The organism is Pantoea sp. sgz302252 (assembly GCF_047713085.1).
In the GTDB taxonomy this organism is placed as follows: domain Bacteria; phylum Pseudomonadota; class Gammaproteobacteria; order Enterobacterales; family Enterobacteriaceae; genus Scandinavium.
The window spans coordinates 18,277-40,999 of sequence record NZ_JBLFJW010000015.1; the positions used below are offsets into that span (position 1 = coordinate 18,277).

A 22,723-nucleotide genomic window follows, 5' to 3' on the forward strand; every position below is an offset into this window, starting at 1 on the left:
GTCGGTCCTTGTCTCAGGAAGCGCTGATCTGACGCAGTGAGGCGAACAAAGCGCTCCACTCACTCTCGGCACGATAAAAAACGGGCGGTTGGCCGATTGGTGCGGCCACCGACACTTCGCCACCCGAATACACTTCGCCCGTCCACGCGTGAATCCATTTGTCCTGCGGCAGGTACAGCGTCCAGTCGCTGCGGCCTTGTTCATAAACCGGGGCGACAAGCAGATCGCGACCAAACAGATACTCATATTTAAGGTCGTAGGTGCGAGCATCCTCTTCGTAATGCAGGAACAGCGGGCGCATCACTGGCAGACCGGTTTTCGCGTTCTGCGCGACGGCAGCTTTGATGTAAGGCTTCAGAGTGGTGAATACGGAGGTCATGCGAGCGAAGTGGGCGATGGTTTCTGCATCGCTGTCGAACTGCCAGTTGTCACCCGGACGGTTGCCCTCGTGGGTGCGCATCATCGGCGTAAAGGCGCTGAAATCACACCAGCGAAGCAGCAGCTCTTTGCTGCGTTTCATGTCGAACAGTGTGGTATAGCCGCCAATGTCGCTGTGATGCAAACCGTGTCCGGTCATCGCCAGAGAAAGTGCGGCCGGAACGACGGAGGCCAGCCCATCGTCGAGGCTCCAGTCCACGTTCTGATCGCCCGCCCACATCATCAGGGAATGTTTCTGGCTGCCGGTGTAACCCGCGCGCATAAAGAACAGAACTTCGCCCAGCTTGCCGGTTTCTTCCAGCGCTTCGTAGTTGCACTTCGCCCACAGCGCAGGCCAGGCGTTATGCATGATTTCTGCGCTCACACCGTTGTGCAGATAAGTGTCGGTTGGCAGGTATTCGCCAAAATCCGCCATCCAGCCGCCACACCCAAGCGCGATAAGGTTTTGTTTGATAACGCCCTTGTACCAGTCGTAGGCTTTGGGATTGGTCAGGTCAACAACGCCCGCGTAAAACTCACCGAACTCGACGTGGTAATCCTTGCCGTGAGCGTCTTTGGTCAGATAGCCCTGCGTCGCCGCTTCCTCACACAAATCACGGTCGCTGGCGACATAAGGGTTGATGTAGGTGAGGTATTGCACACCTTCCTGCTGCCACTGGGCAATGCGTTCGTCGAGCTGAGGGTAGAGGTCGCGATCCCACTTCCAGTTCCACATCACCCGCTTGCCGAAAGAGGTCATGCGAATGCCGGACCAGTCCTGCGCCCAGATGCCGTTCACCTTCACACCGCCCTTGCGCATCTTGTCGAGTTTTTGTTGGCAGAGTTCCGTTCCGCCCTGAACGCCGAGCGTCACGCCGTCATACACCCAATCGGGAAGCTCTGGCTGTCGGCCAAGCAGTGCTGTGAGTTTTTCCAGCAGTTCGATGTACGTTGGTGCACATTCGAAGCGCAATGTGGCGTTATCTTCCCAGAATGCCAGTTCGTGGTAGTCAGGCGCGCTGAAGTCGAAATTCATGTAGCCGCTGTTATCGACATGGCAGTAATACTTCTGCGTGCTGACGAACGTCGGCTGTGGGAAGAAGGTCCAGTAATAGTCGCCACCGGCATTTTCTTTGCAGTCGGCAAGCCAGGTAACCTGGGTTTTCTTATTGCGGCCCACGCCCTGTTCGCTGGTCCACAGCGGGAACGGTTTGCCGCGCAGATCGAAATAAGAAAATTGTTCGCCGCAGCCGTAAATATGATCTTCAGGCTGGGCGGCCAGCCGCAACCAGATGCGGTTATGGCTGACATCATCGTTGTGCAGTTTCAGTAGCAGGCGACCGTTATCGTCCAGCCCGACAGTGAGCGTAGCGTTCGCCGTATCGCTGCGAGAAAAATGAATCGTCCAGCCCGCGCTTTGTTTCACCACGGTGGCTTCGGTAAGCGCAATCTTTTCATTCAGCTTGTCTTTGATGCTGAAGTTGCCGCGAAACATGTCGATATCTGCCTCGCCCGCGCCAATCCACAGGCAGGGCGACTGGCGGGTATGACGCAAAATAAGGCGTTCCTCAAACGACAGCGTAAACCCGTCGTCGAGCGTAGCAAGATGCAGTGCAGGGTATTGCGAAGCCATTGTGACCTCCGTTGTAGGGTAAGGGGTTTTTCTTTTTTTTCGTTATTCACTGCCAATTTCAAACCGCAAAACATGGGTATCGCCGGGCTGAAGCCAGAGCCTGTCAATGCCGGAGTTGAACGCATCAGGCGGACAGCTCATCGGCTCGACGGCCAGGCCCCTGCGCTGGAGCTTTTCACCGGAATAAACCTGTATCCACGGTTGGCCGGATCGCAGCCAGACCGACATTCCCGTCTGCGGATGCGTCAGACGGACTTCCCATTGGGCTTCGTGCTGCGGCACGTTAAAGGTGTGATCGATGCAGGTATTGCCGATAACTTTGGTCTGCTGGAAATCGAGCGTTTTGTCCGTGTAGTAGCGGCTGGTGGCCACATCGAAGATCTGGCAAACGGGCAGGCGAAGCTCACAGCCATCAACGCTTTGCAGATTGCAGGTCAGATACGGATGAACCCCTGCGCCATAAGGCGCGGTGGTGTCACCAATATTTTTACTCAGAAGACGGGCGCTCAGGCCCGTCTGTTCATCCAGCCGATAAGTGACTTCGGCGGCAAGCATAAAAGGGTAGCCATAGTTTGGTGGCAAAAACGCCGACAGCACCACGTGTGCCGTGGACTGCTCAACAATCTGCCAGTTCTGCCACGCCAGCAGTCCGTGAATCGCGGCATTCCCGGCGCGATCGTTGATCGCAGGCGTTAACGTCACCCCTTCATGCTGATAGCTGCCGTTGGCGATGCGGTTAGGCCAGGGAATTAATACCTTTCCCAAATGCGCCAGAGGCATCGCTTCAGGGGGATGCGGGATAACCACATGACGGCCACGATGGGTGAGCGAGGCCAGTCCCGCGCCTACCGTGACAATCTGTGCCTGATACTCACCCGCCTGAAGCGCTATGGTCGTCCCGCTCTTATGCATGCTTTTTCCCTCGCCTTATTTTGCCAGGCTGTCGAGCAATCCGGCGGCAACAGCAGGCGCGAGCCCCGGAGCCAGCGGCAGACGTGGGATCACCAGGCAATGCAGCAGATGATAAATATCCTGTTTACCGTCCCAGACTTTGGTGGTGACTTCGTTATTGGTGTCGAGCTCCTGCCACCACGAACCGTTTTCATAGTCCATCAGGTATTTGATGCAGTACTCCCACCAGGTTTGATACCAGGTTTCGTACTGCGCTTCGCCGGTTACGGTCCACAGCGCGTAAGCGGTGCCCATCGCTTCCACAATCGGCCAGCGCACACGTTCACGCACGATCGGTTTGCCATCCCAGCCGACGGTGTAAACAATGCCGTCTGCGCCATCCGGTGCCCAGGCGTCGCGAATGGTGGCGTGGAATAGCCCTTTGGCATCTTCCAGCAGCCATTCCGGTGGCGTTTCGAAGCGGGCTTCCAGCGCCGCACGCAGATGCAGCATCAGACGACCCCACTCGATCCAGTGACCAGGCGTGCCGCCGTAAGCGCGGAAGCGGTGCGCCGGGTTGTCTTTGTTGTAATCGCGAATCGGGTTCCAGTTCGTGTCGAAATGCTCGTTCACGCGATACTCACTCTTGCGAGCCACGTCGTGAATAATCACCGACGCCACGCGCAGTGCGCGATCCAGCCATTTACGATCGTGGGTCACGTCATAAACAATCAGGAACGCTTCCACCGCGTGCATGTTGGCGTTGCCGCCGCGGTAGTCTTCCGTTTTGCTGAAGGCCTCATCCCAGGACTCCAGGCACATCTGCTCTTCTTCGCTCCAGAAATACTTCTCGATAATCTCGATGGTTTCATCCAGAAGCTGACGTGCGGCAGGATGCCCGGTGGTCACTGCGCTTGCTGCGCCCAACAGCACGAAGAAGTGCTGATAACCCTGTTTGGACGCATCGACCACGCCTTCATCGTTTACACAGGCGTACCAGCCGCCGTATTTTTTGTCGCGCAGCGCGCCGTTGAGGGCGTTGATCCCATGCTCGACCAGCGCATAAGCGCCGGGGCGACCCATTCCAGCGGCAACGGAATAGGTGTGCAGCATGCGGGCGGTGATCCACAAATGGGTGCCCATATCGGTTTTGATCTGACCGTTGTTGCCCAGCCAGCCGAAGCCTGTTGGGACGGCGGCATTCTTGCCGAAAGCAAAAATCCGGTCTGTTTCCTGCTCAAGCCAGCGGTTGTGGCTCAGGGTGTTAAACCATTTCATTGACGTGTCCTTTTGTTAGCGGCGAGCCATCATTTCGTCGACGATCTCGCCTAAACGTTGCAATTTCGGAGCAGAAACATCGCTCAGCATCAGGTCGGTGTCCGGCAGTCCAACCACGGATGACCAGACCGCTCGTCCAGCGAGGAAGCCGGAAGCGCCAGCCTGCATAGCCACGCGAACGGCGCGCGGGAACAGTTTGTCATCCACACCGGAGGAGAGAATCACCCACGGCATGCTTATCTGGTCATTCAGTTTTTGCGCGGCGGACAGCAGCGCCTGCTGGGTGCCTTTGCCGTACAGCGGCATTTCGCCTTTGTAGAGATCGGCTCCGCTGTCACCGAGTTCTTTTGCCGCAGCGACAATGGCTTGTTCGCGGTCGAAGTTGTCTCCCTGACGCGGCGGGCGTACCACGGGCTCGATAATGCTCAGCAGGCCATTGCTGTGGCAGAGCTGGTTGAACTCGTGAACCATCTGCAGACGCTGCTGTGGGTCTTCATCACTGCGCCACAGCACCAGCAGCTTCAGCGCTTTTGCCCCATCGCGTTTCACTGCCTGCGCGTTGACGTTGTGGTCGATGACCACGCTATCGACAGGAATGCCGTTGCCAGGAATAAACGCATCGGCGGCGACAATCATGGCGCAGCTTTTGGCGACGGCTTGCTGTTCAACGACCTGGCGGTAACAGAACTGCTGATCGAGCAGAATGGCGGAAGCAAACGGCGACAGGATTTTGGCGGCGTTCACTTTGAAATCAGTCAGGTGCTGGTCAGTGACCGGCGTTTTTACGCCTGCAGCGGAGAACATAGAACGCATGGCCTCTCGCTGATCGACGGCAAGCATGGCAAAACCGCCGGAAGGTCGGGTGATCTCTTTCAGGGTGTACTGCGTCATAACATCATTCCTTGTTGATACATGAATTTGAGGTGCGAAGCCCAGCGCTGATGCGGACTTGTTCGAGAATGGCGGACCAGTCTTCGCGACCGCGTCCGGCGGCCCGGGCCTGGCTGTAAACTTCACGAGAGGCTGCGCCAAGCGGCATTGGCACATGCAGTTGATTGGCAACATCAAGGGCGATGCCCAAATCTTTGTGGGCCAGGTCGATCATAAACGCCGGTGAAAGATCGCCTTTCAGCACCTTGTTCGGCCAGGTGGTGGTGAAGTGGCCTTTGCCAGCGGCGGTGCCGCTCATCACTTTCAGGGCGACGTTCAGATCCAGGCCCAGGGACTCGCACAGCACCGCGGCTTCAGCGGAAAGCGCGTTCAGGGCGATGCTCATATAGTTGTTGATAAGCTTCACGCGTATGCCCATGCCCGGGCCGCCTGCGTTAATCAGTTCGTTGCCCATGGCCATCAACACAGGCGTCGCGCGTTCCACTTGCGCTTGCGTGCCGCCAGCCAGCAATAACAGCGTGCCGGAGACTGCATTGTCAGAGGTGCGCCCAACGGGCACGTCCATCATGCTGAAGCCACGTTCGCCCATTTCGGCAATCAGCTTGTCAGTTTGCAGCGGATGGATAGTGGACATATCAATCACCAGCGCCTGTGGGGAAAGCCCCTCGCAAACGCCGTTTTCGCCGAAGAGCACAGCCCGAACCAGATCGCCGTTTGGCAGCATGGTTATCACAAACTCAGCGTCCTGGGCGGCTTGTGCAGGGGTTGCCACGCCTTGAGCGCCTTTAGCTTCCAGCGCCTGCACGGCCTGCGGGTTAACGTCATACACTCGCAGTGAATGCCCCTGTTTAAGCAGGTTGCTCGCCATGGGCGCGCCCATTTGCCCGAGCCCGATAAATGCGATGAGTGACATACTGTTCTCCTGATTCGGTGTCATGTTTTGTCAGAAATTGCGCGTTTGTGTTGTCTGTTTTTGATCGTATTTGTAATTTATGGTCAAAAAATTGACAGCCGTCACTTTTTAAACAATTGGCCAAATTAAAATGGCGGCAGGGTTTAACGAGGAAGGAATAACCATGATTCGCATTGCTTGTGTCGGAATTGCCGTGATGGACAGGATTTATTACGTCGGGGAGTTGCCCAGGGAAGGGGGAAAATATGTGGCGAATAATTATCGGGAAGTGGGCGGTGGCCCGGCAGCGACGGCCGCTGTGGCTGCTGCAAAACTGGGGGCGCAGGTAGATTTTATCGGCCGTGTGGGAGACGACGATACGGGAACCAGCCTGTTGCAGGAACTGGAGTCTTATGGGGTAAGTACGCGTTATACGAAGCGTTTCCAGAACGCCCGGTCATCACAATCTGGCATCGTGGTCGATGCCCAGGGTGAACGCATCATTGTGAATTATCCAAGCCCGGACCTGCTGATGGACGCCAGTTGGCTGGACGAGATCGACTTCAGCCAGTGGGATGTGGTGCTGGCAGATGTTCGCTGGCATGACGGTACGAAGAAAGCTTTTACTCTGGCGCGTCAGGCCAGTGTGACCACCGTGCTGGATGGCGACATTACCCCGCAGGACATTTCCGATCTGGTCAGTCTCAGCGACCATGCGGTGTTTTCCGCCCCGGGTTTACGGCGCATGAGCGGTGAGCAGGATTTGATGATCGGCTTAAAACAATCGAAAACGCTCACAAATGGACATGTTTATGTGACCCATGGATCGGAAGGGTGTTTCTGGCTTGAGAATCAAGATATTGCTCACCAGCCGGGCTTTGCTGTGGATGTCGTGGACACCACCGGCGCGGGCGATGTTTTCCACGGCGCTTTTGCTTTCAGTCTGGCTCAGGGCGTAGCGGGTGCAGAGGCGATTCGCTTCGCCAGTGCCGTCGCGGCGCTGAAATGTACGCGTCCTGGTGGACGCGAAGGTATCCCTGACTGTGATCAAACCCGCTCTTTTTTGTCACTTTATGTATAGAATGCGGGACGAGATGGGATTCAGAGGACAGCCTATGAGCCTTACCGAACTGACCGGTAATCCGCGCCACGACCAGCTACTGACGTTAATTGCCGATCGTGGGTACATGAACATTGATGAGCTGGCTCAACTGCTGGATGTGTCCACGCAAACGGTGCGTCGCGATATTCGTAAGTTAAGCGAGCAAGGTTTGATCACGCGTCACCACGGCGGCGCAGGGCGCGCTTCCAGCGTGGTGAACACGGCATTTGAGCAGCGTGAAGTCTCCTGGACGGAAGAGAAAAAGGCGATTGCAGAGGCAATCGCTGATTTTATTCCGGACGGCTCGACCATTTTTATCACCATCGGCACCACCGTCGAGCATGTCGCCCGGGCGTTGCTAAACCACAATCATCTGCGAATCATCACTAACAGTCTGCGTGTGGCTCACATTCTTTATAAGAATCCACGTTTTGAGGTGATGGTTCCGGGCGGCACGCTGCGTGCGCACAATGGCGGCATTATCGGGCCGGCAGCCACTGCGTTTGTTTCGGGCTTTCGGGCTGATTATCTGGTGACCAGCGTGGGTGCCATTGAAAGTGATGGCACTTTACTGGAATTCGATGTGAATGAAGCCAGCGTGGCACAAGCGATGATGGCGCATTCTCGCCACCGGCTGCTGGCTGCCGATCACACCAAATATCATGCTTCGGCCGCCGTAGAGATTGGCAACGTCAGCCAGATGACCGCCTTATTTACCGATGAAGCTCCGGGCACCGCTTTACACAACCTGCTTAAGGCCAATCAGGTCGAGGTGGTGAAAGTGAGCCTGGGCGATGACGGCAGCGCTGATCCCTGATCCCTCTCAACGTTCCTGCTGGGTGTAGCCGTTCAGCAGGACCGCAACGCGGAATAAATAGCAGCCTCGTTTTCTGCACAGTTATCCCGGTAGTCAAACCGGCCCTTTCCCGCTACAGTTATTTTTCCATGACGCAAAAGGAGAGGATCATGCTCTATATCTTTGATTTAGGTAATGTGATTGTCGACATCGACTTCAACCGGGTGTTTGGCGCATGGAGTGATTTCAGCCGTGTGCCGCTGGCGACGCTGAAACAGAATTTTGTCATGGGCGAAGCTTTCCATCAGCATGAGCGCGGTGAAATCAGCGATGAAGCCTTCGCTGAAGCGCTTTGCCATGAAATGGATTTGCCCCTGAGCTACGAACAGTTTGCCCATGGCTGGCAGGCGATTTTTGTCGGTCTGCGCCCGGAAGTGATCGCCATTATGCACAAATTGCGTGAACAGGGTCATCGCGTGGTGGTGCTTTCGAATACCAACCGACTGCACACCACTTTCTGGCCTGATGAATATCCGGAAGTTCGCGCGGCGGCTGATCACATCTATCTGTCGCAAGAGATGGGAATGCGTAAACCCGAAACACGTATTTATCAGCAGGTGCTGGCGCAGGAAGGATTTTCAGCCAGCGATACGGTCTTTTTCGATGACAACGCCGATAATATAGAAGGGGCCAACCAGCTCGGAATAACCAGCATTCTGGTGACCGGGAAGGACACCATTCCGGACTATTTCGCGAAGCAGCTATGTTAAAAACCATTCATCAAAAAGCCAGCCGACATCTCGGGCCACTGACGGCCTGGTGTAAGTTACTCTGGCGGCGGATTGATGAAGATAATATGACGACACTGGCCGGCAACCTGGCTTATGTGTCGTTACTCTCATTAGTCCCGTTAATCGCGGTGATCTTCGCCCTGTTCGCCGCTTTTCCCATGTTTTCTGACGTCAGCGTGACGTTGCGCCATTTCGTGTTTGCCAACTTTCTGCCCGCAACCGGCGATGTCATTCAGCGTTACATCGAACAGTTCGTGGCTAACTCCAGTAAAATGACCGCGGTCGGCGCCTGTGGGCTTATCGTCACCGCGCTGTTGCTGATGTATGCCATTGATAGTGCGCTCAATACGATATGGCGGAGCAAGCGGGTGCGGCCGAAAGTGTACTCTTTTGCGGTCTACTGGATGATCCTCACGCTCGGGCCGTTACTGGCGGGCGCGAGCCTGGCGATAAGCTCATATTTGCTTTCGCTGCGTTGGGCCAGCGAGCTCAACGGCGTCATCGATAATGTACTGCGAATCTTCCCGCTGCTGCTTTCCTGGATTTCGTTCTGGCTGCTTTACAGCATTGTGCCAACGACGCGAGTGCTTAATCGTGATGCCGTTGTCGGGGCGCTGATTGCTGCATTGCTGTTCGAGCTTGGCAAGAAAGGCTTTGCCCTCTACATCACCACATTTCCGTCGTATCAGCTGATTTACGGCGTGCTTTCGGTCATCCCCATTCTGTTTGTCTGGGTCTACTGGACGTGGTGCATCGTCTTGCTTGGCGCGGAAATAACTGTCACTCTCGGGGAATACCGAAAACTCAAACTCGCTGCACGCGAGGAACAAGACGAGCAACCATGATCGCATTAATTCAGCGCGTAACCCGTGCCAGCGTCACCGTGGAGGGAGAGGTGACGGGAGAAATTGACCAGGGACTTTTGGTGCTATTGGGTGTCGAAAAGGAAGATGACGAGCAAAAAGCCAATCGCCTCTGTGAGCGCGTGCTGGGCTACCGCATTTTCAGCGATGCTGAAGGCAAAATGAACCTCAATGTTCAGCAGGCGGGCGGCAGCGTGCTGGTGGTTTCTCAGTTTACTCTGGCGGCAGACACCGAACGCGGCATGCGCCCAGGGTTTTCACGCGGTGCGGCACCAGAGAAAGCCGAAGCGCTATACGACTACTTTGTTGAACGTTGCCGTCAGCAGGACATGCACACCCAAACAGGGCGTTTTGCTGCTGATATGCAGGTGTCACTGGTTAACGATGGCCCCGTGACCTTCTGGTTGCAGGTATGAGTCTTCATGCCGGTTGGGCGCGGGCCACAAAAGAGAGTTCCGCTATGTATCACCTTCGAGTACCGCAAACGGAAGAAGAGTTAGAGCGTTATTACCAGTTCCGCTGGGAGATGCTGCGCAAACCCTTACACCAGCCAAAAGGCTCTGAACGCGATGCCTGGGATGCCATGGCGCACCATCAAATGGTGGTCGACGAAGCGGGCAATCTGGTTGCCGTCGGGCGGTTGTACATCAACGCGGATTACGAAGCCTCCATCCGCTTTATGGCCGTAGACCCCGCCGTGCAGGATAAAGGCCTGGGCACGCTGATGGCGATGACGCTCGAATCCGTGGCGCGTCAGGAAGGCGTCAAACGCGTCACCTGTAGCGCGCGCGAAGATGCCGTTGAGTTTTTTGCCAAGCTGGGCTTTGTGAATCAGGGCGAAATTACCACCCCGCAAACCACACCAGTGCGCCATTTCCTGATGATCAAACCCGTCGCCACGCTGGACGATATTCTGCATCGCGGCGACTGGTGTGGGCAGCTGCAACAAGCCTGGTATGAACACATTCCCCTGAGCGAAAAAATGGGGGTGCGTATTCAGCAATACACCGGGCAGAAATTTATCACCACCATGCCGGAAATCGGTAACCAGAATCCACACAACACGCTGTTCGCGGGTAGCCTGTTTTCGCTCGCCACCCTGACTGGCTGGGGCCTTATCTGGCTGATGCTGCGTGAACGCCATCTCGGCGGCACCATCATTCTGGCAGACGCGCATATTCGCTACAGCAATCCAATCAGTGGAAAACCCAGCGCCATCGCCGATCTCGGCTCATTAAGCGGCGACCTCGACAGACTGGCTCGCGGGCGCAAAGCACGCGTTCAGCTTCAGGTTGAGCTGTTTGGCGATGAAACCTCTGGCGCGATCTTCGAAGGCATCTACATCGTGCTGCCGGCAAAACCTTTCGGGCCGCTGGAAGAAGGCGGGAACGAAGAAGAATAATGCCCCTCAGCCCGCTGCGCCGATGCGGCGGGCCACGTCTTTCATTACTTCCCTCGCCGACTCGCTGATCCCCCCTAATTGAAAGAATCCGTGTATCACGCCAGGGTAATGTGTGCGGGAACACTCGCCGCCTTGTGCCTGAATACGCTGCTGTAATTCCATTCCTTCGTCACAAAGCGGGTCGTACTCTGCGGTGATGATGTGGACTGGCGGCAGACCGTGGAAGTCTTCACGCCATAACGGACTGGCTTCAGGGTGTGTGCGTGCAAGCGTGCCGAGATAAAGTTCATATCCGCTCAAAAGCGTGTCGCGAGTGATCACGTAGTCTTGCCCATTGCGGCTATAACTCGCAAAACTCGCTGTTGCATCGACCATCGGGTAGATAAGAATGAGTTTCGCAGGTTGCCATTGTGCCGCAGTTTTAAGGCGAAGGGCGGTGACGAAGGCCAGATGGCCGCCAGCGCTATCGCCTGCGAGGGTGATACGGCCAGCATCGATACCGAGCTGATGGGCGTTTCGCCAGACTATCTTTGCACCCCTTTCAGCATCGTCGTGCGCTGCGGGATAACCGTGTTCAGGTGCCAGTCGGTATTGAACGGCGATGACGTGACAGTGACCCTGGTACGCCATCTGTCGCAACTGGTTGTCGTGTGTGGCAAACCCACCGCTGACAAAACAGCCGCCGTGATAGTAGATAACCGCAGGAAGAGGGCTTGTCACATTTTGCGGGGACACGACGCGAAAGCGCATGCCCTCAAGCTCAACATCGCTAACCTGCACGCGGGCTTCTGTTTCACCGGCAAGCGCCGTACTTGCCACATAACCCTTTCTCCGATCATCAATACTTTGATCCTTTGAGGAGGGACGACCCGCGGCAATGAAGTCCTTCACCAGTTCCGCAATACCGTGTTCCAGCGCCATCATCAATCCTTTTTACTGTTTGGATATCCAGTTTTATAACCTGGATTTGCGGTGATGAAAACAACCAAAATCGCACAAAATTTGAATCTGGAAAGCAGTACGCAAAAAGCGACAAATCTCAGCGGTTTGATGCGTATTCACGCGAGTTTTAAGCCAATTAGCGGTAGCGTATTTGAATTTGGTGTACGTCATTGACGTACTTTTTAATTATGCTACTCTAAGCCAATGGCGTACTATTATGATCTTTATCGAAACGAGTATGTTCACGGAAGACGTTGAGCAGTTGCTTGCCGAAGAGGAGTACAGGCAGTTTCAATGTTTTCTCACGATTCATCCGCAAGGCGGGGATGTGATCCCGGGAACTGGCGGGCTAAGAAAGGTTCGTTGGGTCGCAAACGGGAAAGGGAAAAGCGGGGGTGTGCGGGTGATTTACTACTATCGCCCACGAGCCGAAGAGATTCGGTTGTTGCTCATCTACCGTAAAGGCCTGAAAGATGATTTGTCAGCGCAAGAAAAAGTCATACTGCGAAAACTCAATGAGAGGTGGTAAATGGATAAGGCACTTTTTGAACGCTTAACGAAAAGCATGGCAGAGATGAATGATATCGCGGAAGGCACTCGTGAGCCTTCGCGTGTTTTCGAAGTCGATGCCATGAAAATCAAAGAAATTCGCCACGCATCGGGGCTTTCTCAGACGCGTTTTGCCAGTCTGATTTCTGTCAGTGTTGATACCCTGAGGAACTGGGAACAAGGTCGGCGTTCCCCTACCGGGCCTGCAAAAGCGTTATTGCGCGCCATTGCTAACGATCCGGTCAACGTGATTGCGGCTTTGGCACAATAAACCGGGCGCATTCGCACCCGGCTTTCACACGATTATTCCCCTTCGCCCGGGAACAGGAACGGGTTGATGGAACTGCGGGCAAAGCCCTCTTGTTCCATGCGTGCGTCCAGCACCAGCGAAGCGAGGTCATCGGCCACCGGCTCGACGTTCGGGTCTTTTTCCTGATAGAGAATTTTCAGGTAGGTGCCGCAGTCGCCGCAGCTTTCGGCTTTGATGGAAGCCTGCTCGTTATCCAGCGACCAGTAATGCAAATCACGGCTTTGCTCGCAGTTGCTGCACTTCACGCGCACCACATGCCACTCGGATTCACACAGGTTGCAATGCAGATAGCGCAACCCTTGCGTCGTACCAATCTGCACGACGCTGGACACCGGCATTGAGCCGCAGACTGGGCAGAACTGGCGGTGCTCGCCATATTCAGCGCGGGCTTTGCCAGGGATCAGGTTTGCCATTTGCGCCCAATACAGTGACAACGCAGCCCAGATAAACGGCGCTTTGTCGCTGCTGACGGAGGCAAAATCCGAAGCAAACAGCGCAGTGGCCATCTCTTCGAGTTCCAGATCGGACGCTTTCTCCAGATTCTCGATGACCGATAACGCGGGGCCGCTCATCTCGGGTTTCAGCTCGGCAATCATCGATTGCAGCAGCTTTTGCCAGTGTTTGTCGCGCGGCAGCGTGTGGATATCAAGCGGCGGTTTGCCCTGATCTGCGGCTTCTTTGATGCGCGCGGTTAAGTCCATCTGCAGAGGATGGTCGTACAGCACCACTTCCTGCGCGTGGGCAATCAGCGCCGCAAAACGCAGATAGTCGCCCAATGGATTTTCCTGCGCCAGCTGCAGCAGGCGTTCCGCCCGGCGGTGGTAGAGGTTCTTCAGTCGCGGGAATAATAACGGCGGAATTGCTTCCGCCGTACGTTTCTCGCTACTCCCCAGTTCATCCTGAGGGATTATGCGAATACTCATTCGGTCGATTTTTCCTGTTTCTGGCGGACTTCACGGTACCAGCGCGGGTGATGTTTCTTCGCCCAACTGCTGGTGACCCATCCTTCCACCATCGCGGTAATGGTGCCTTTAACCCAAAGGGCGGCGTAGATATGCACCATAATAACCACAATTAACGCTACCGCGGCAAATGAATGCAGCATCAGCGCGAAGCGGATAACCGGAATGGAGAAAGCTGGCGCGAAGTACGGTCGCCAGATAATGACGCCGCTCACCAGCAGTAACACCAGGAAGATAATCGCCGCCCAGAACACGCACTTCTGGCCGAAATTATAGCGCCCGGTATCCCCCACTTCCTCGTTGACGACGATCTTACGAATATTCTTCGCCCAAAAGATATCATCCCGATTGATTAGGTTGTGGTGCCAGTAGCGGAAGAACATGATGATGAAGGAAGCAAACATCACCACCCCGACGAACGGATGCAGAATGCGCGCCAGCTGCGGCGTACCAAGAATGTGCATCAGCCAGTTAAAGGACGGGAAGAAAAAGCCCAGCCCGCTCACCGCCGCCAGAATGAAGCAGAAGGCGGTGACCCAGTGGTTGATGCGTTCCGGTGCGGTGTAGCGCACGATGGTGTCACGACGTTTCATTTGCGCACCTCGTCTTTCTCTTCATGCAGATTGTCCTCTTCCTCTTCAGCGCGGTTTGGACCCACACCCACATAGTGGAAGATGCTGGCGGCAAACGTCGCCGCAAAGCCGACCGCGGCGAGCGGTTTCCAGATGCCTTTCCAGAACTTAACGGTCTGGCTGATTTCCGGGTTCTCCGGCAAGCCGTGGTAGAGCGTCGGTTTGTCGGCATGATGCAGCACATACATCACGTGAGTGCCGCCTACGCCCGCTGGATCGTACAGACCTGCGTTATCGTAACCGCGCGTTTTAAGCTCAGCCACACGTTCGCCCGCGAGGGTTTTCATGTCCTCTTTCGAGCCAAAGTGGATAGCGCCGGTTGGGCACGTTTTCACACACGCCGGTTCCTGGCCCACGGTGACACGGTCTACGCACAGCGTACATTTGTAGACGCGGTTGTCTTCCGGGTTCAGGCGCGGCACGTCGAACGGGCAGCCAGCGATGCAATAGCCACAGCCGATGCACTGCTCAGACTGGAAGTCGACGATGCCGTTGGCATACTGAATGATAGCCCCTTCCGACGGACAGGCCTTCAGGCAGCCAGGATCGGCGCAGTGCATGCAGCCATCTTTACGGATAAGCCATTCCAGTTTGTCGTTCTGCTCCACTTCGGAGAAACGCATCACCGTCCAGGACTTCGCGGTTAAATCGGCTGGGTTGTCGTACACGCCAACGTTACTGCCGATTTCATCGCGAATGTCGTTCCACTCCGAACAGGCCACCTGACAAGCTTTACAGCCGATACAGGTGGTCACGTCGATAAGCTTCGCCACTTCCTGTTGGTGATCCCGCGCCTGAGGCGCGGGGGTGAAACCGTTAGTCGCGGAACGACGGATGATATCTTGCGATTGATAAGCCATAAGTCGTCTCCGTTACACCTTTTCCACGTTCACGAGGAAGGATTTAAACTCCGGCGTCTGGGTGTTGGCGTCGCCGACGAATGGCGTCAGCGTGTTGGCGATAAAGCCTTTCTTCGCCACGCCTTCGTAACCCCAGTGGATTGGAATGCCAATGGTATCAATGGCTTTTCCGTCAACCGTCAGCGTGCGGATACGTTTGGTCACCACCGCCTTGGCCTTGATGTAGCCGCGGTTGGAGGAGACTTTCACCGTATCGCCGTGGCTGATGCCGAGCTTGTTCGCCAGCTTCTCGCCAATTTCCACAAACTGTTCAGGCTGCGCGATAGCGTTCAACAGCGCGTGCTTGGTCCAGTAGTGGAAGTGCTCGGTCAGACGATAAGTGGTGCCCACGTACGGGAACTTATCGGCTTTACCCATCGCTTCCATATCATCTTTGAACACGCGTGCTGCCGGGTTCGATATAACGTTCGGGTGCAATGGGTTGGTGCCGAGCGGCGTTTCAAACGGCTCGTAGTGTTCCGGGAACGGCCCTTCGGCCATCTTATCGATAGCAAACAGACGCCCCATCCCTTCCGGCTGCATGATGAACGGCCCGACGTCGGTGCCCGGTGCGGCAGCACTGTAGTCCGGAATGTCCACGCCGCCCCATTTCGCGCCGTCCCATTTCAGGAGCTGGCGTTTCGGGTCCCACGGTTTGCCCTGTGGGTCAGCGGAAGCACGGTTATACAGAATGCGGCGGTTAAGCGGCCATGCCCACGCCCAGCCGAGCGTGTTGCCCAGGCCTGACGGGTCGGCGTTATCGCGGCGTGCCATCTGGTTGCCGTCCGGTGTCCAGCTGCCTGCGAAAATCCAGCAGCCACTAGCTGTGGTGCCGTCATCACGCAGCTGCGCGAACGACATCAGCTGTTGGCCTTTTTTGACGATAACGGCGCCGGTTGCCGGGTCGGTGATATCCGCCAGCGCTTTACCGTTGCTTTCCATCGCCACTTCTTCCGACGCAGGCTCATCCGGCGTGGAGTAGTTCCACGTCATGTTGAGCACTGGCTCTGGTGCCGGGCCGCCATCTTTGGCGTACATCTCACGCAGACGCATGAAGATACCCGCCAGAATTTCGCCGTCGGTTTTCGCAATCCCCGGGGCGTCCGCGCCTTTCCAGTGCCACTGCAACCAGCGGCCGGAGTTCACGATAGACCCGTTCTCTTCGGCGAAGCAGGTGGACGGCAGACGGAAGACTTCGGTCTGGATCTTCGAGGAGTCAACATCGTTAGACTCGCCGTGGTTTTGCCAGAACGTCGAGGTCTCGGTGTTGAGCGGATCGATGGTTATCAGGTACTTCAGCTTAGAAAGTGAAGCCACAATCTTGTTTTTGTTCGGGAACGACGCGACAGGGTTGAAGCCCTGACAGATGTAGCCGTTCACCTGGCCTTTGTACATCATGTCGAAATACTGCAGGACGTCGTAACCCTTGTCCCACTTCGGCAGCCAGTCAAAGCCCCAACTGTTTTCCGCGGTCGCTTTGTCGCCGAAGAACGATTTCATCATCGAGACGAAGAACTTCGGATAGTTGCCCCAGTAGTTCACCTGGCCTTCCAGCAGCGGTTTTGGCGTGTTGGCGGTCAGATAACTTTGCAGGTCGGTTTGTTTTTCACTCGGCAGTGTCATGTAGCCTGGCAGGCTTTGTGACAACAAGCCCAGGTCAGTCAGACCCTGAATGTTGGAGTGACCACGCAGGGCGTTAACGCCACCGCCAGCCATCCCCATGTTACCGAGCAGCAACTGGATCATCGCCATGGTACGGATGTTCTGCGCACCAACGGAGTGCTGTGTCCAGCCCAATGCATACAGGAACGACGCCGTTTTATCCTGGGCGCTGGTTTCGGCGATGTATTCACAGACTTTCAGGAAGTCCGCTTTCGGCGTACCACAGATGTTCTCGACCATCTCCGGCGTATAGCGGGAAACGTGCTGCTTCAGCAGGTTCCACACGCAACGTGGATGGGTGAGGGTGGTATCGCGCTTCGCATGGCCGTTTTCATCCAGCTCATAGTTCCAGCTGGTTTTGTCGTACTTGCGTTTGTCAGCGTCGTAACCGGAGAACAGACCGTCTTCGAACGCGTAATCTTCACGCACGATCAGGCTGGCGTTGGTGTACGCCTCGGTGTACTCGCGGTTAATTTTTTCGTTGTTCAGCAGATACAGGATCACCCCTGACAGGAAGGTGATGTCAGTGCCGGAACGAATCGGGGTATAGAAATCCGCCACCGATGCCGTACGCGTAAAGCGCGGATCGATAACGATAAGTTTCGCACCGTTGTGGATTTTGGCTTCCATCGCCCAGCGGAACCCTACTGGATGCGCTTCAGCGGCGTTACCGCCCATCACCACAATCAGGTTGGCGTTCTTAATATCCACCCAGTGGTTGGTCATCGCACCGCGACCAAATGTTGGAGCAAGACTTGCTACCGTTGGTCCGTGTCAGACGCGTGCCTGGTTGTCCACCGCGAGCATACCGAGCGCACGGGAGAATTTCTGGGTTAAATAACCGGTTTCGTTACTGGAAGCAGAAGCGCACAGCATCCCGGTGGAGAGCCAACGGTTGACGGTGGTGCCTTCGGCGTTCTGGGCGATGAAGTTGGCGTCACGGTCAGCTTTCATCAGTTTGGCGATGCGATCGAACGCGTCGTCCCAGCTGATTTGCTGCCATTTATCGGAGCCTGGCGCACGGTATTCAGGGAATTTCAGGCGGCTTTCGGAGTGGATGAAATCCACCAGTCCTGCACCTTTCGGGCAGAGCGCACCCCGGTTGACCGGATGGTCCGGGTCCCCTTCAATATGGAAGATAGAGGCTTTGGCGTTTTTTGCTCCATCGCCGAGGCTGTACATCAACAGCCCACAACCGACAGAACAATAAGTGCAGGTGTTACGGGTTTCACGGGTCCGTAGCAGTTTGTACTGCCTTGTCTCCGCCAACGCGACACCTGGGGCAAAGCCCAGCGCCGCTGCCGTGGTTCCTGCCATACCGCCAGCACAGATCTTAAAGAACTGCCTTCTGCTGACCTGCATGGGTCGCTCCTTGTTTCGACATTGCTCCCCGTCGCCTTCAATACCTAAACCGCTAAGGGGATGGATTGTTATTAACCTTTGCGGTCGATGCCGCAAAGGTTCAGAATTAGGGTAATTCCCCTCATTCCTGGAGGGATATGCTCAGAATACCACATTGTGTGTATGTGTGTTCCAATACGGTTAATGCAAAGTGAACGAAAACCCATCAAAACAGGTCAGTAATGTGATTGAAATCACTGGAATGCGCCAGGTGAGTCTGTGGAAACGGCAAGATCTCCACCACACGCAGCAGGACGAACTGGCTGAGGAAGTGCCTGTGGCGCTGGTTTACAACGGGATTTCGCATGTTGTGATGATGGCGTCGCCGAAAGACCTCGAATGGTTCGCCATCGGTTTTTCCTTATCCGAAGGGGTTATAGAGAACCGCTCTGACATTTACGGTATGGATGTGGTGCAAGTCTGCAATGGGCTTGAGGTTCAGATTGAGCTGTCCAGCCGCCGTTTTATGGCCCTGAAGGAGCGCCGCCGTGCGCTGGCCGGACGGACAGGCTGTGGCGTTTGCGGCGTTGAACAACTCAATGATGTGGGCCGCCCGATTACGCCGTTGCCGTTTACCCAAACCTTTAACCTGAAATATCTCGACCTCGCGCTGGAACACCTCAACGACGTGCAGCCTGTGGGCCGCATGACTGGCTGTACTCACGCCGCGGCATGGGTGATGCCGGACGGCACACTGGCGGGTGGGCTTGAAGATGTCGGTCGCCATGTCGCGCTCGATAAACTGCTTGGCAAACGTGCCACAGAAGACAAGGCGTGGGATCAGGGCGCGGTGTTGGTGTCGAGCCGCGCCAGTTATGAAATGGTGCAGAAAGCGGCGATGTGTGGGGTGGAAATTCTGTTTGCTGTCTCCGCAGCGACCACGCTGGCGGTAGAAGTGGCCGAACGCTGCAACCTGACGCTGGTGGGTTTTTGCAAGCCAGGTAGGGCAACGATTTATACCCATCCGCAGCGGTTAATTGCCCCTTAATCTTCCGCACGGTTTGCCTGAATCGGGTTTTATTCAGTGATAAAATCTATGCTGTTGCTGCAATCATTTTAACTGCATGACTATTATCTCTATTTTATTCGTCAATGTGTTTTTATTTAATTGCCCTGTATCGGACATGGAGCCCATCTAATAAATTGGTTATGATGAATTTCTTAAATTTATATAATCATGGATGGCGTGTATGAAACGAAATTTATTATTTGCGACAATAATTATCAGTATCGGTGTGTCCAGTTTAACAGGGTGTGATGATAAAAAAGAGGAAACGGCAAAAGCCCCCGCAGCAAATACCCAACCCGCCAGCCCGGCACCTGCTGAAAAGCCGCAGCCAAAGCCCGAAGCGCAACCCGCGACGGCTCAAAATACGCAAGCAGATGCTGAAAGCATCTACGACGAAAAAATGGGCGTGTACGTCAAATGCTTTAATGCATTACAGCTGCCTGTAAATCGCAGCCTGACGCGTTACGCTAGCTGGCTGAAGGATTTTAAGAAAGGGCCAACCGGGAAAGAGGACATTGTCTACGGCACCTATGGGATAACCCTCTCCACGTTGGCTAGTTGTGGTGCGGACATGAAGCACGTGGTGGCACTTAAGCCGGAACTGGCGCCGATCGATGGCGTAGCGGGTCACTATATTGATGCTATAACAGCCCTGGGAAATACCATTAATGAAATGGACAGCTATTACACTCAGGAAAATTATAAAGACGATGGCTTTGTGAAAGGGAAAGCGCTGCATCAGGAATTACTCAAAAATATAGCTACCTTTGAGCCTGTGGCTGATAAATATCATGCCGCAATCGTTGAGGTCAATGACAGGCGTCAGAGTGTTGAGCTGGCAAAAATAGAAAAAGCAGAAGGGAAGACCTTTCATTACTATGCCCTGTCGACTGTTATCCAGGCTAAGCAAATCAACAAGGTTATTGCCCAGGATAAATTTGATGGGCAGGTCATGATGGAAAAAGTCACAGAACTGGAAGCGACGGTGAATTTGCTCAAGCAAGCAGATAAACAGAGCCTCAACTTCTCGTTTGTTAACGACGCCGGGCAGTATCAACTTGCGGCGAAGAAATACATCCGCCGTATCCGCGATCATGTGGCCTTCAGCGAAGATGAAAAAGAAGAACTTAAAGAACCCTTAAGTGCCTGGATGGTGGAAGATTCCTACCCTGCGGCTCTGAAGGCGTACAACAGCATGATCGACAGCTTTAACCTGCTCCGCTGATCCCGGGATCGGCGACCCAAAGCCAGTTGTACCTGACTGGCTTTTTTAATTCAATAAATTTGAATGATGTAAGCAAAACCTTCCGCTATCAGTTGTCAGTCTCTGGGCCTATTATTTATCACATTAAGGCGCGGTGCCTTACCAGGACAACTTAATTGAAGGGTTTATATCATGAAAAGCATCAAAACTTTTGTCGCAGTTATCGCTCTGGCTACTTCTTTCGGTTCTTTCGCTGCACAGACAGTGACCGCAACGTCCACCACCCTCGACGGTGCTGAAGCGAAAATTGCCGCTCAGGCTCAGGAAGCTGGCGCGTCTTCTTACAAAATTACTCAGGCTTTCAACGGTAACCAGGTCCACATGACTGCAGAACTGAATAAATAAGTTTTAGCCGCTGTCCCTGGCTCCTCTGAGCCCGGGACAGGTTTACTCCCTCAGCAGTGTCAAAAAATCCTCAACGTTCCGTAATCCCGCAATTTTTCCCGGCACATGTTTATACAGCGTTCGTGCAAGATAGCTAAAAATCTTTGATTCATGTCTGGCAGACGCGCTGGCGCAGGCTATCAGCATATGGCTGACAGGCTCATGATTCACAGTGGTTGGGCGTGAAAGTGTGATAAAAAATCCCCGAAACGAAGCTTCTTTATCGCTCCAGCAGTGTGGAATAGCCAGTTGATTGACGATCAGATTTTCCCCTTCCTGTTCGCGCTGGCAAATTCGCCAGGCTTCATCCGCCGTGAGATATCCTTCACGAGAGAGCCGCTGGCTTACACGGGCGCAAATCTCCAGCCAGCTCTCCCCCGACTGATTATCATCATGAAAACTGGCCTCCGCCGGAAACAGCCTGTGCAGGCTCTGGCAAATAAAAGCGGTGTCGAGAAAATCTTTGATTTGCCCGATACCTGTCGGGGTGATGATGTTGCGGATGTTTAGCACATTTTCAGTGGCGTCATCCAGCGGCAGGTGGCTGTTATTGATGATGCAGACGGGCTGAATTTCTTCGGATATACCCTGCAGGGCAGCGAGGCTGTGCACGATATGCACCCGGCAGTTCAGGACGTCACGCTCGATAGCGAGCTTATTGATGGTGGCGATCGCGTTTTGCTCGGTGAGCAGGATCACCGGCTGGCGATCGGTCTGCTGGCGTTCCAGCGCGCAGGCAAAGTAAAGGCCAACCAGATCGCTGTCCGAGACGACGACCCCTAATTTTTCCCGCAGAAGATGAATAAAGTGAATACTCATATCAAAGGCCACGGGCCAGGCCGCTTTGAGGTTATTCATGCTGCCCTGTCGATTTTCCGCCACCCACATGGGGGAAGCGGCGCAGCGCGTCACATGTCCGGTTAAGTCTTCGATTAATTGACTATCCAATACGCTGCCGGGGTGCGCCGTTTGCGTGTCGCTGAGCAGTTGCTGAATCAGCGACGGCGTGATGGATTCGGCCTGACTCTGGAGTTCATCCAGCAGCGAAACGAGCACGCAGAGCGTTTTCGCACTGAAATAAAGCCCTGCGGCTTCGATACAGCCTGACACCTCATGATTCGCCCAGGTTTGCAAACCGCCGCGCACAAGGTTGCGCATCGACCATACCGCGAGGATCACGCTGACCACATAGTCCCGGTGAATAGCAGGCCAGGACGGTAAAGACGCGATGGCCGCAGAAAGCCGCTCTACGGTGGCATAGTTAAAACCAGTCAGTGAAGAAACGAAGGGGTCTTTCTTCAACAGGTTGGCGAGCAGCAAAATTTGCCGTGACTCAGGTTCGTCGATGAAATAACCCACGCCGGGGCGTCCTGCGAGGGTAAAGATTTTTTCATAGCGCTGGCGCAGCTTCACCAGTTTATCGGCAACCAGCGTTTCCGGAAGATGCAAAGCATCTGCCAGTTGAAGACGAGTGGTAAACCCGTTCAGCAAGAGCAGCGCCAGCAACTGATCGTCATTGTCGTGGCGCTGCAGGAGCTGGAAGTAGTGCTTTCGGTCGAGGATTTCCAGGTGAACGCCCGCGTTGCCTTGATTGATCACCCGCGCACGACCGCTGAGCGTAAAATTCAGGTAGTCGATATCACGGGTGATAGTTCGGGCAGAAACGCCAGCCTGTTGTGCCAGCTCCGCAAGAGCGCTGGGCTGCTGTTCCAGTTTTTCTAAAAGCCCTAGCTGACGTTCGTTAAGCATCCCT

The 22,723-nt window shown here is 54.9% G+C and carries 23 protein-coding genes; 12 read left to right on the forward strand and 11 right to left on the reverse strand.

The window, feature by feature from the left end:
* Positions 1-13: 13 nt before the first annotated feature.
* From ACLW56_RS12935 to yihU, 5 genes are read right to left on the reverse strand one after another with little or no spacing between them, the layout of a single operon-like run.
* Entirely contained in the window at positions 14-2,050 is a 2,037-nt protein-coding gene (locus tag ACLW56_RS12935; protein WP_330984181.1) for an alpha-glucosidase, read from the reverse strand.
* Between the two features lie 42 nt (positions 2,051-2,092).
* A complete protein-coding gene (locus tag ACLW56_RS12940) occupies positions 2,093-2,962 on the reverse strand; it encodes an aldose-1-epimerase (protein WP_330984182.1) in 870 nt (289 codons plus the stop codon).
* Between the two features lie 15 nt (positions 2,963-2,977).
* Entirely contained in the window at positions 2,978-4,219 is a 1,242-nt protein-coding gene (gene yihS / locus ACLW56_RS12945; RefSeq protein ID WP_330984183.1) for a sulfoquinovose isomerase, read from the reverse strand.
* 15 nt (positions 4,220-4,234) lie between these two features.
* Positions 4,235-5,110, reverse strand: a complete 876-nt coding sequence (gene yihT / locus ACLW56_RS12950) for a sulfofructosephosphate aldolase (RefSeq protein ID WP_330984184.1) — start codon at positions 5,108-5,110, stop codon at positions 4,235-4,237.
* Positions 5,111-5,114: 4 nt separating this feature from the next.
* The gene (gene yihU / locus ACLW56_RS12955) at positions 5,115-6,023 is read right to left on the reverse strand and encodes a sulfolactaldehyde 3-reductase (RefSeq protein ID WP_330984185.1); all 909 of its coding nucleotides are present in this window, start codon (positions 6,021-6,023) and stop codon (positions 5,115-5,117) included.
* A 163-nt stretch (positions 6,024-6,186) separates the two neighbouring features.
* Between yihU and ACLW56_RS12960 the strand changes: the two genes are divergently transcribed.
* From ACLW56_RS12960 to fabY, 6 genes are all read left to right on the forward strand, one after another.
* Positions 6,187-7,083 (forward strand): sugar kinase, encoded by an 897-nt coding sequence (locus tag ACLW56_RS12960; protein ID WP_330984186.1) that lies wholly within the window; start codon positions 6,187-6,189, stop codon positions 7,081-7,083.
* A gap of 34 nt (positions 7,084-7,117) precedes the next feature.
* Positions 7,118-7,921, forward strand: coding sequence for a DeoR/GlpR family DNA-binding transcription regulator (locus ACLW56_RS12965; RefSeq protein WP_330984187.1), 804 nt, complete (start codon positions 7,118-7,120; stop codon positions 7,919-7,921).
* Positions 7,922-8,070: 149 nt separating this feature from the next.
* Positions 8,071-8,670, forward strand: coding sequence for a glucose-1-phosphatase (gene yihX, locus ACLW56_RS12970; protein ID WP_330984188.1), 600 nt, complete (start codon positions 8,071-8,073; stop codon positions 8,668-8,670).
* Positions 8,664-9,536 carry a virulence factor BrkB family protein gene (locus ACLW56_RS12975; protein WP_330984189.1) on the forward strand — a complete coding sequence of 291 codons (873 nt, stop codon included), beginning with the start codon at positions 8,664-8,666 and terminating at the stop codon, positions 9,534-9,536. The genes yihX and ACLW56_RS12975 overlap by 7 nt, the downstream gene beginning before the upstream one ends.
* Positions 9,533-9,970, forward strand: coding sequence for a D-aminoacyl-tRNA deacylase (gene dtd / locus ACLW56_RS12980; RefSeq protein ID WP_330984190.1), 438 nt, complete (start codon positions 9,533-9,535; stop codon positions 9,968-9,970). Before ACLW56_RS12975 ends, dtd begins: the two co-directional genes overlap by 4 nt.
* 44 nt (positions 9,971-10,014) lie before the next feature.
* Positions 10,015-10,956, forward strand: a complete 942-nt coding sequence (gene fabY / locus ACLW56_RS12985) for a fatty acid biosynthesis protein FabY (protein WP_330984191.1) — start codon at positions 10,015-10,017, stop codon at positions 10,954-10,956.
* 6 nt (positions 10,957-10,962) lie between these two features.
* On the opposite strand, the gene ACLW56_RS12990 is transcribed toward fabY, so the two are convergent.
* On the reverse strand, positions 10,963-11,877 hold the full coding sequence (locus ACLW56_RS12990) for an alpha/beta hydrolase (RefSeq protein ID WP_330984192.1): 915 nt from the start codon (positions 11,875-11,877) through the stop codon (positions 10,963-10,965).
* 54 nt (positions 11,878-11,931) lie between these two features.
* On the opposite strand from ACLW56_RS12990, the gene ACLW56_RS12995 reads away from it, so the two are divergent.
* The 3 genes from ACLW56_RS12995 to nadS are packed head-to-tail and all read left to right on the forward strand — an operon-like array spanning position 11,932 to position 12,718.
* Complete coding sequence (locus ACLW56_RS12995; RefSeq protein ID WP_330984193.1) at positions 11,932-12,072, forward strand: hypothetical protein; 141 nt, start codon at positions 11,932-11,934, stop codon at positions 12,070-12,072.
* Between the two features lie 43 nt (positions 12,073-12,115).
* Positions 12,116-12,427, forward strand: coding sequence for a type II toxin-antitoxin system RelE/ParE family toxin (locus ACLW56_RS13000; protein ID WP_330984194.1), 312 nt, complete (start codon positions 12,116-12,118; stop codon positions 12,425-12,427).
* Entirely contained in the window at positions 12,428-12,718 is a 291-nt protein-coding gene (gene nadS, locus ACLW56_RS13005; RefSeq protein ID WP_330984195.1) for a NadS family protein, read from the forward strand.
* 32 nt (positions 12,719-12,750) lie between these two features.
* On the opposite strand, the gene fdhE is transcribed toward nadS, so the two are convergent.
* Genes fdhE through fdnG form a run of 4 tightly spaced genes read right to left on the reverse strand, consistent with a single transcriptional unit; the run spans position 12,751 to position 18,274 of the window.
* A complete protein-coding gene (fdhE, locus tag ACLW56_RS13010) occupies positions 12,751-13,680 on the reverse strand; it encodes a formate dehydrogenase accessory protein FdhE (RefSeq protein ID WP_330984196.1) in 930 nt (309 codons plus the stop codon).
* Complete coding sequence (gene fdoI, locus ACLW56_RS13015) at positions 13,677-14,312, reverse strand: formate dehydrogenase cytochrome b556 subunit (RefSeq protein WP_097164483.1); 636 nt, start codon at positions 14,310-14,312, stop codon at positions 13,677-13,679. Before fdoI ends, fdhE begins: the two co-directional genes overlap by 4 nt.
* Entirely contained in the window at positions 14,309-15,211 is a 903-nt protein-coding gene (gene fdxH, locus ACLW56_RS13020; protein ID WP_330984197.1) for a formate dehydrogenase subunit beta, read from the reverse strand. Before fdxH ends, fdoI begins: the two co-directional genes overlap by 4 nt.
* Positions 15,212-15,223: 12 nt before the next feature.
* A complete protein-coding gene (fdnG, locus tag ACLW56_RS13025) occupies positions 15,224-18,274 on the reverse strand; it encodes a formate dehydrogenase-N subunit alpha (protein WP_330984198.1) in 3,051 nt (1,016 codons plus the stop codon).
* A 241-nt stretch (positions 18,275-18,515) separates the two neighbouring features.
* Here fdnG and fdhD point away from each other — a divergent pair, with 241 nt between their 5' ends.
* From fdhD to ACLW56_RS13040, 3 genes are all read left to right on the forward strand, one after another.
* Positions 18,516-19,301: a formate dehydrogenase accessory sulfurtransferase FdhD gene (fdhD, locus tag ACLW56_RS13030; RefSeq protein WP_330984269.1), complete on the forward strand. Its 786-nt coding sequence runs from the start codon at positions 18,516-18,518 to the stop codon at positions 19,299-19,301.
* A gap of 202 nt (positions 19,302-19,503) precedes the next feature.
* Positions 19,504-20,547, forward strand: coding sequence for a YiiG family protein (locus ACLW56_RS13035; protein ID WP_330984199.1), 1,044 nt, complete (start codon positions 19,504-19,506; stop codon positions 20,545-20,547).
* Positions 20,548-20,718: 171 nt separating this feature from the next.
* Positions 20,719-20,931 carry a DUF1471 domain-containing protein gene (locus tag ACLW56_RS13040; RefSeq protein ID WP_330984200.1) on the forward strand — a complete coding sequence of 71 codons (213 nt, stop codon included), beginning with the start codon at positions 20,719-20,721 and terminating at the stop codon, positions 20,929-20,931.
* Between the two features lie 42 nt (positions 20,932-20,973).
* Here the strand turns inward: ACLW56_RS13040 and ACLW56_RS13045 are convergent, their stop codons facing one another.
* Entirely contained in the window at positions 20,974-22,719 is a 1,746-nt protein-coding gene (locus tag ACLW56_RS13045) for a putative frv operon regulatory protein (RefSeq protein ID WP_330984201.1), read from the reverse strand.
* Positions 22,720-22,723: the final 4 nt, after the last annotated feature.

Coding starts and splice junctions, on each gene's coding strand:
- ACLW56_RS12935 (WP_330984181.1), bottom strand. CDS start 2,050: ATGGCTTCGCAATACCCTGCACTGCATCTTGCTACGCTCGACGACGGG.
- ACLW56_RS12940 (WP_330984182.1), bottom strand. CDS start 2,962: ATGCATAAGAGCGGGACGACCATAGCGCTTCAGGCGGGTGAGTATCAG.
- yihS (WP_330984183.1), bottom strand. CDS start 4,219: ATGAAATGGTTTAACACCCTGAGCCACAACCGCTGGCTTGAGCAGGAA.
- yihT (WP_330984184.1), bottom strand. CDS start 5,110: ATGACGCAGTACACCCTGAAAGAGATCACCCGACCTTCCGGCGGTTTT.
- yihU (WP_330984185.1), bottom strand. CDS start 6,023: ATGTCACTCATCGCATTTATCGGGCTCGGGCAAATGGGCGCGCCCATG.
- ACLW56_RS12960 (WP_330984186.1), top strand. CDS start 6,187: ATGATTCGCATTGCTTGTGTCGGAATTGCCGTGATGGACAGGATTTAT.
- ACLW56_RS12965 (WP_330984187.1), top strand. CDS start 7,118: ATGAGCCTTACCGAACTGACCGGTAATCCGCGCCACGACCAGCTACTG.
- yihX (WP_330984188.1), top strand. CDS start 8,071: ATGCTCTATATCTTTGATTTAGGTAATGTGATTGTCGACATCGACTTC.
- ACLW56_RS12975 (WP_330984189.1), top strand. CDS start 8,664: ATGTTAAAAACCATTCATCAAAAAGCCAGCCGACATCTCGGGCCACTG.
- dtd (WP_330984190.1), top strand. CDS start 9,533: ATGATCGCATTAATTCAGCGCGTAACCCGTGCCAGCGTCACCGTGGAG.
- fabY (WP_330984191.1), top strand. CDS start 10,015: ATGTATCACCTTCGAGTACCGCAAACGGAAGAAGAGTTAGAGCGTTAT.
- ACLW56_RS12990 (WP_330984192.1), bottom strand. CDS start 11,877: ATGGCGCTGGAACACGGTATTGCGGAACTGGTGAAGGACTTCATTGCC.
- ACLW56_RS12995 (WP_330984193.1), top strand. CDS start 11,932: ATGAAAACAACCAAAATCGCACAAAATTTGAATCTGGAAAGCAGTACG.
- ACLW56_RS13000 (WP_330984194.1), top strand. CDS start 12,116: ATGATCTTTATCGAAACGAGTATGTTCACGGAAGACGTTGAGCAGTTG.
- nadS (WP_330984195.1), top strand. CDS start 12,428: ATGGATAAGGCACTTTTTGAACGCTTAACGAAAAGCATGGCAGAGATG.
- fdhE (WP_330984196.1), bottom strand. CDS start 13,680: ATGAGTATTCGCATAATCCCTCAGGATGAACTGGGGAGTAGCGAGAAA.
- fdoI (WP_097164483.1), bottom strand. CDS start 14,312: ATGAAACGTCGTGACACCATCGTGCGCTACACCGCACCGGAACGCATC.
- fdxH (WP_330984197.1), bottom strand. CDS start 15,211: ATGGCTTATCAATCGCAAGATATCATCCGTCGTTCCGCGACTAACGGT.
- fdhD (WP_330984269.1), top strand. CDS start 18,516: ATGCGCCAGGTGAGTCTGTGGAAACGGCAAGATCTCCACCACACGCAG.
- ACLW56_RS13035 (WP_330984199.1), top strand. CDS start 19,504: ATGAAACGAAATTTATTATTTGCGACAATAATTATCAGTATCGGTGTG.
- ACLW56_RS13040 (WP_330984200.1), top strand. CDS start 20,719: ATGAAAAGCATCAAAACTTTTGTCGCAGTTATCGCTCTGGCTACTTCT.
- ACLW56_RS13045 (WP_330984201.1), bottom strand. CDS start 22,719: ATGCTTAACGAACGTCAGCTAGGGCTTTTAGAAAAACTGGAACAGCAG.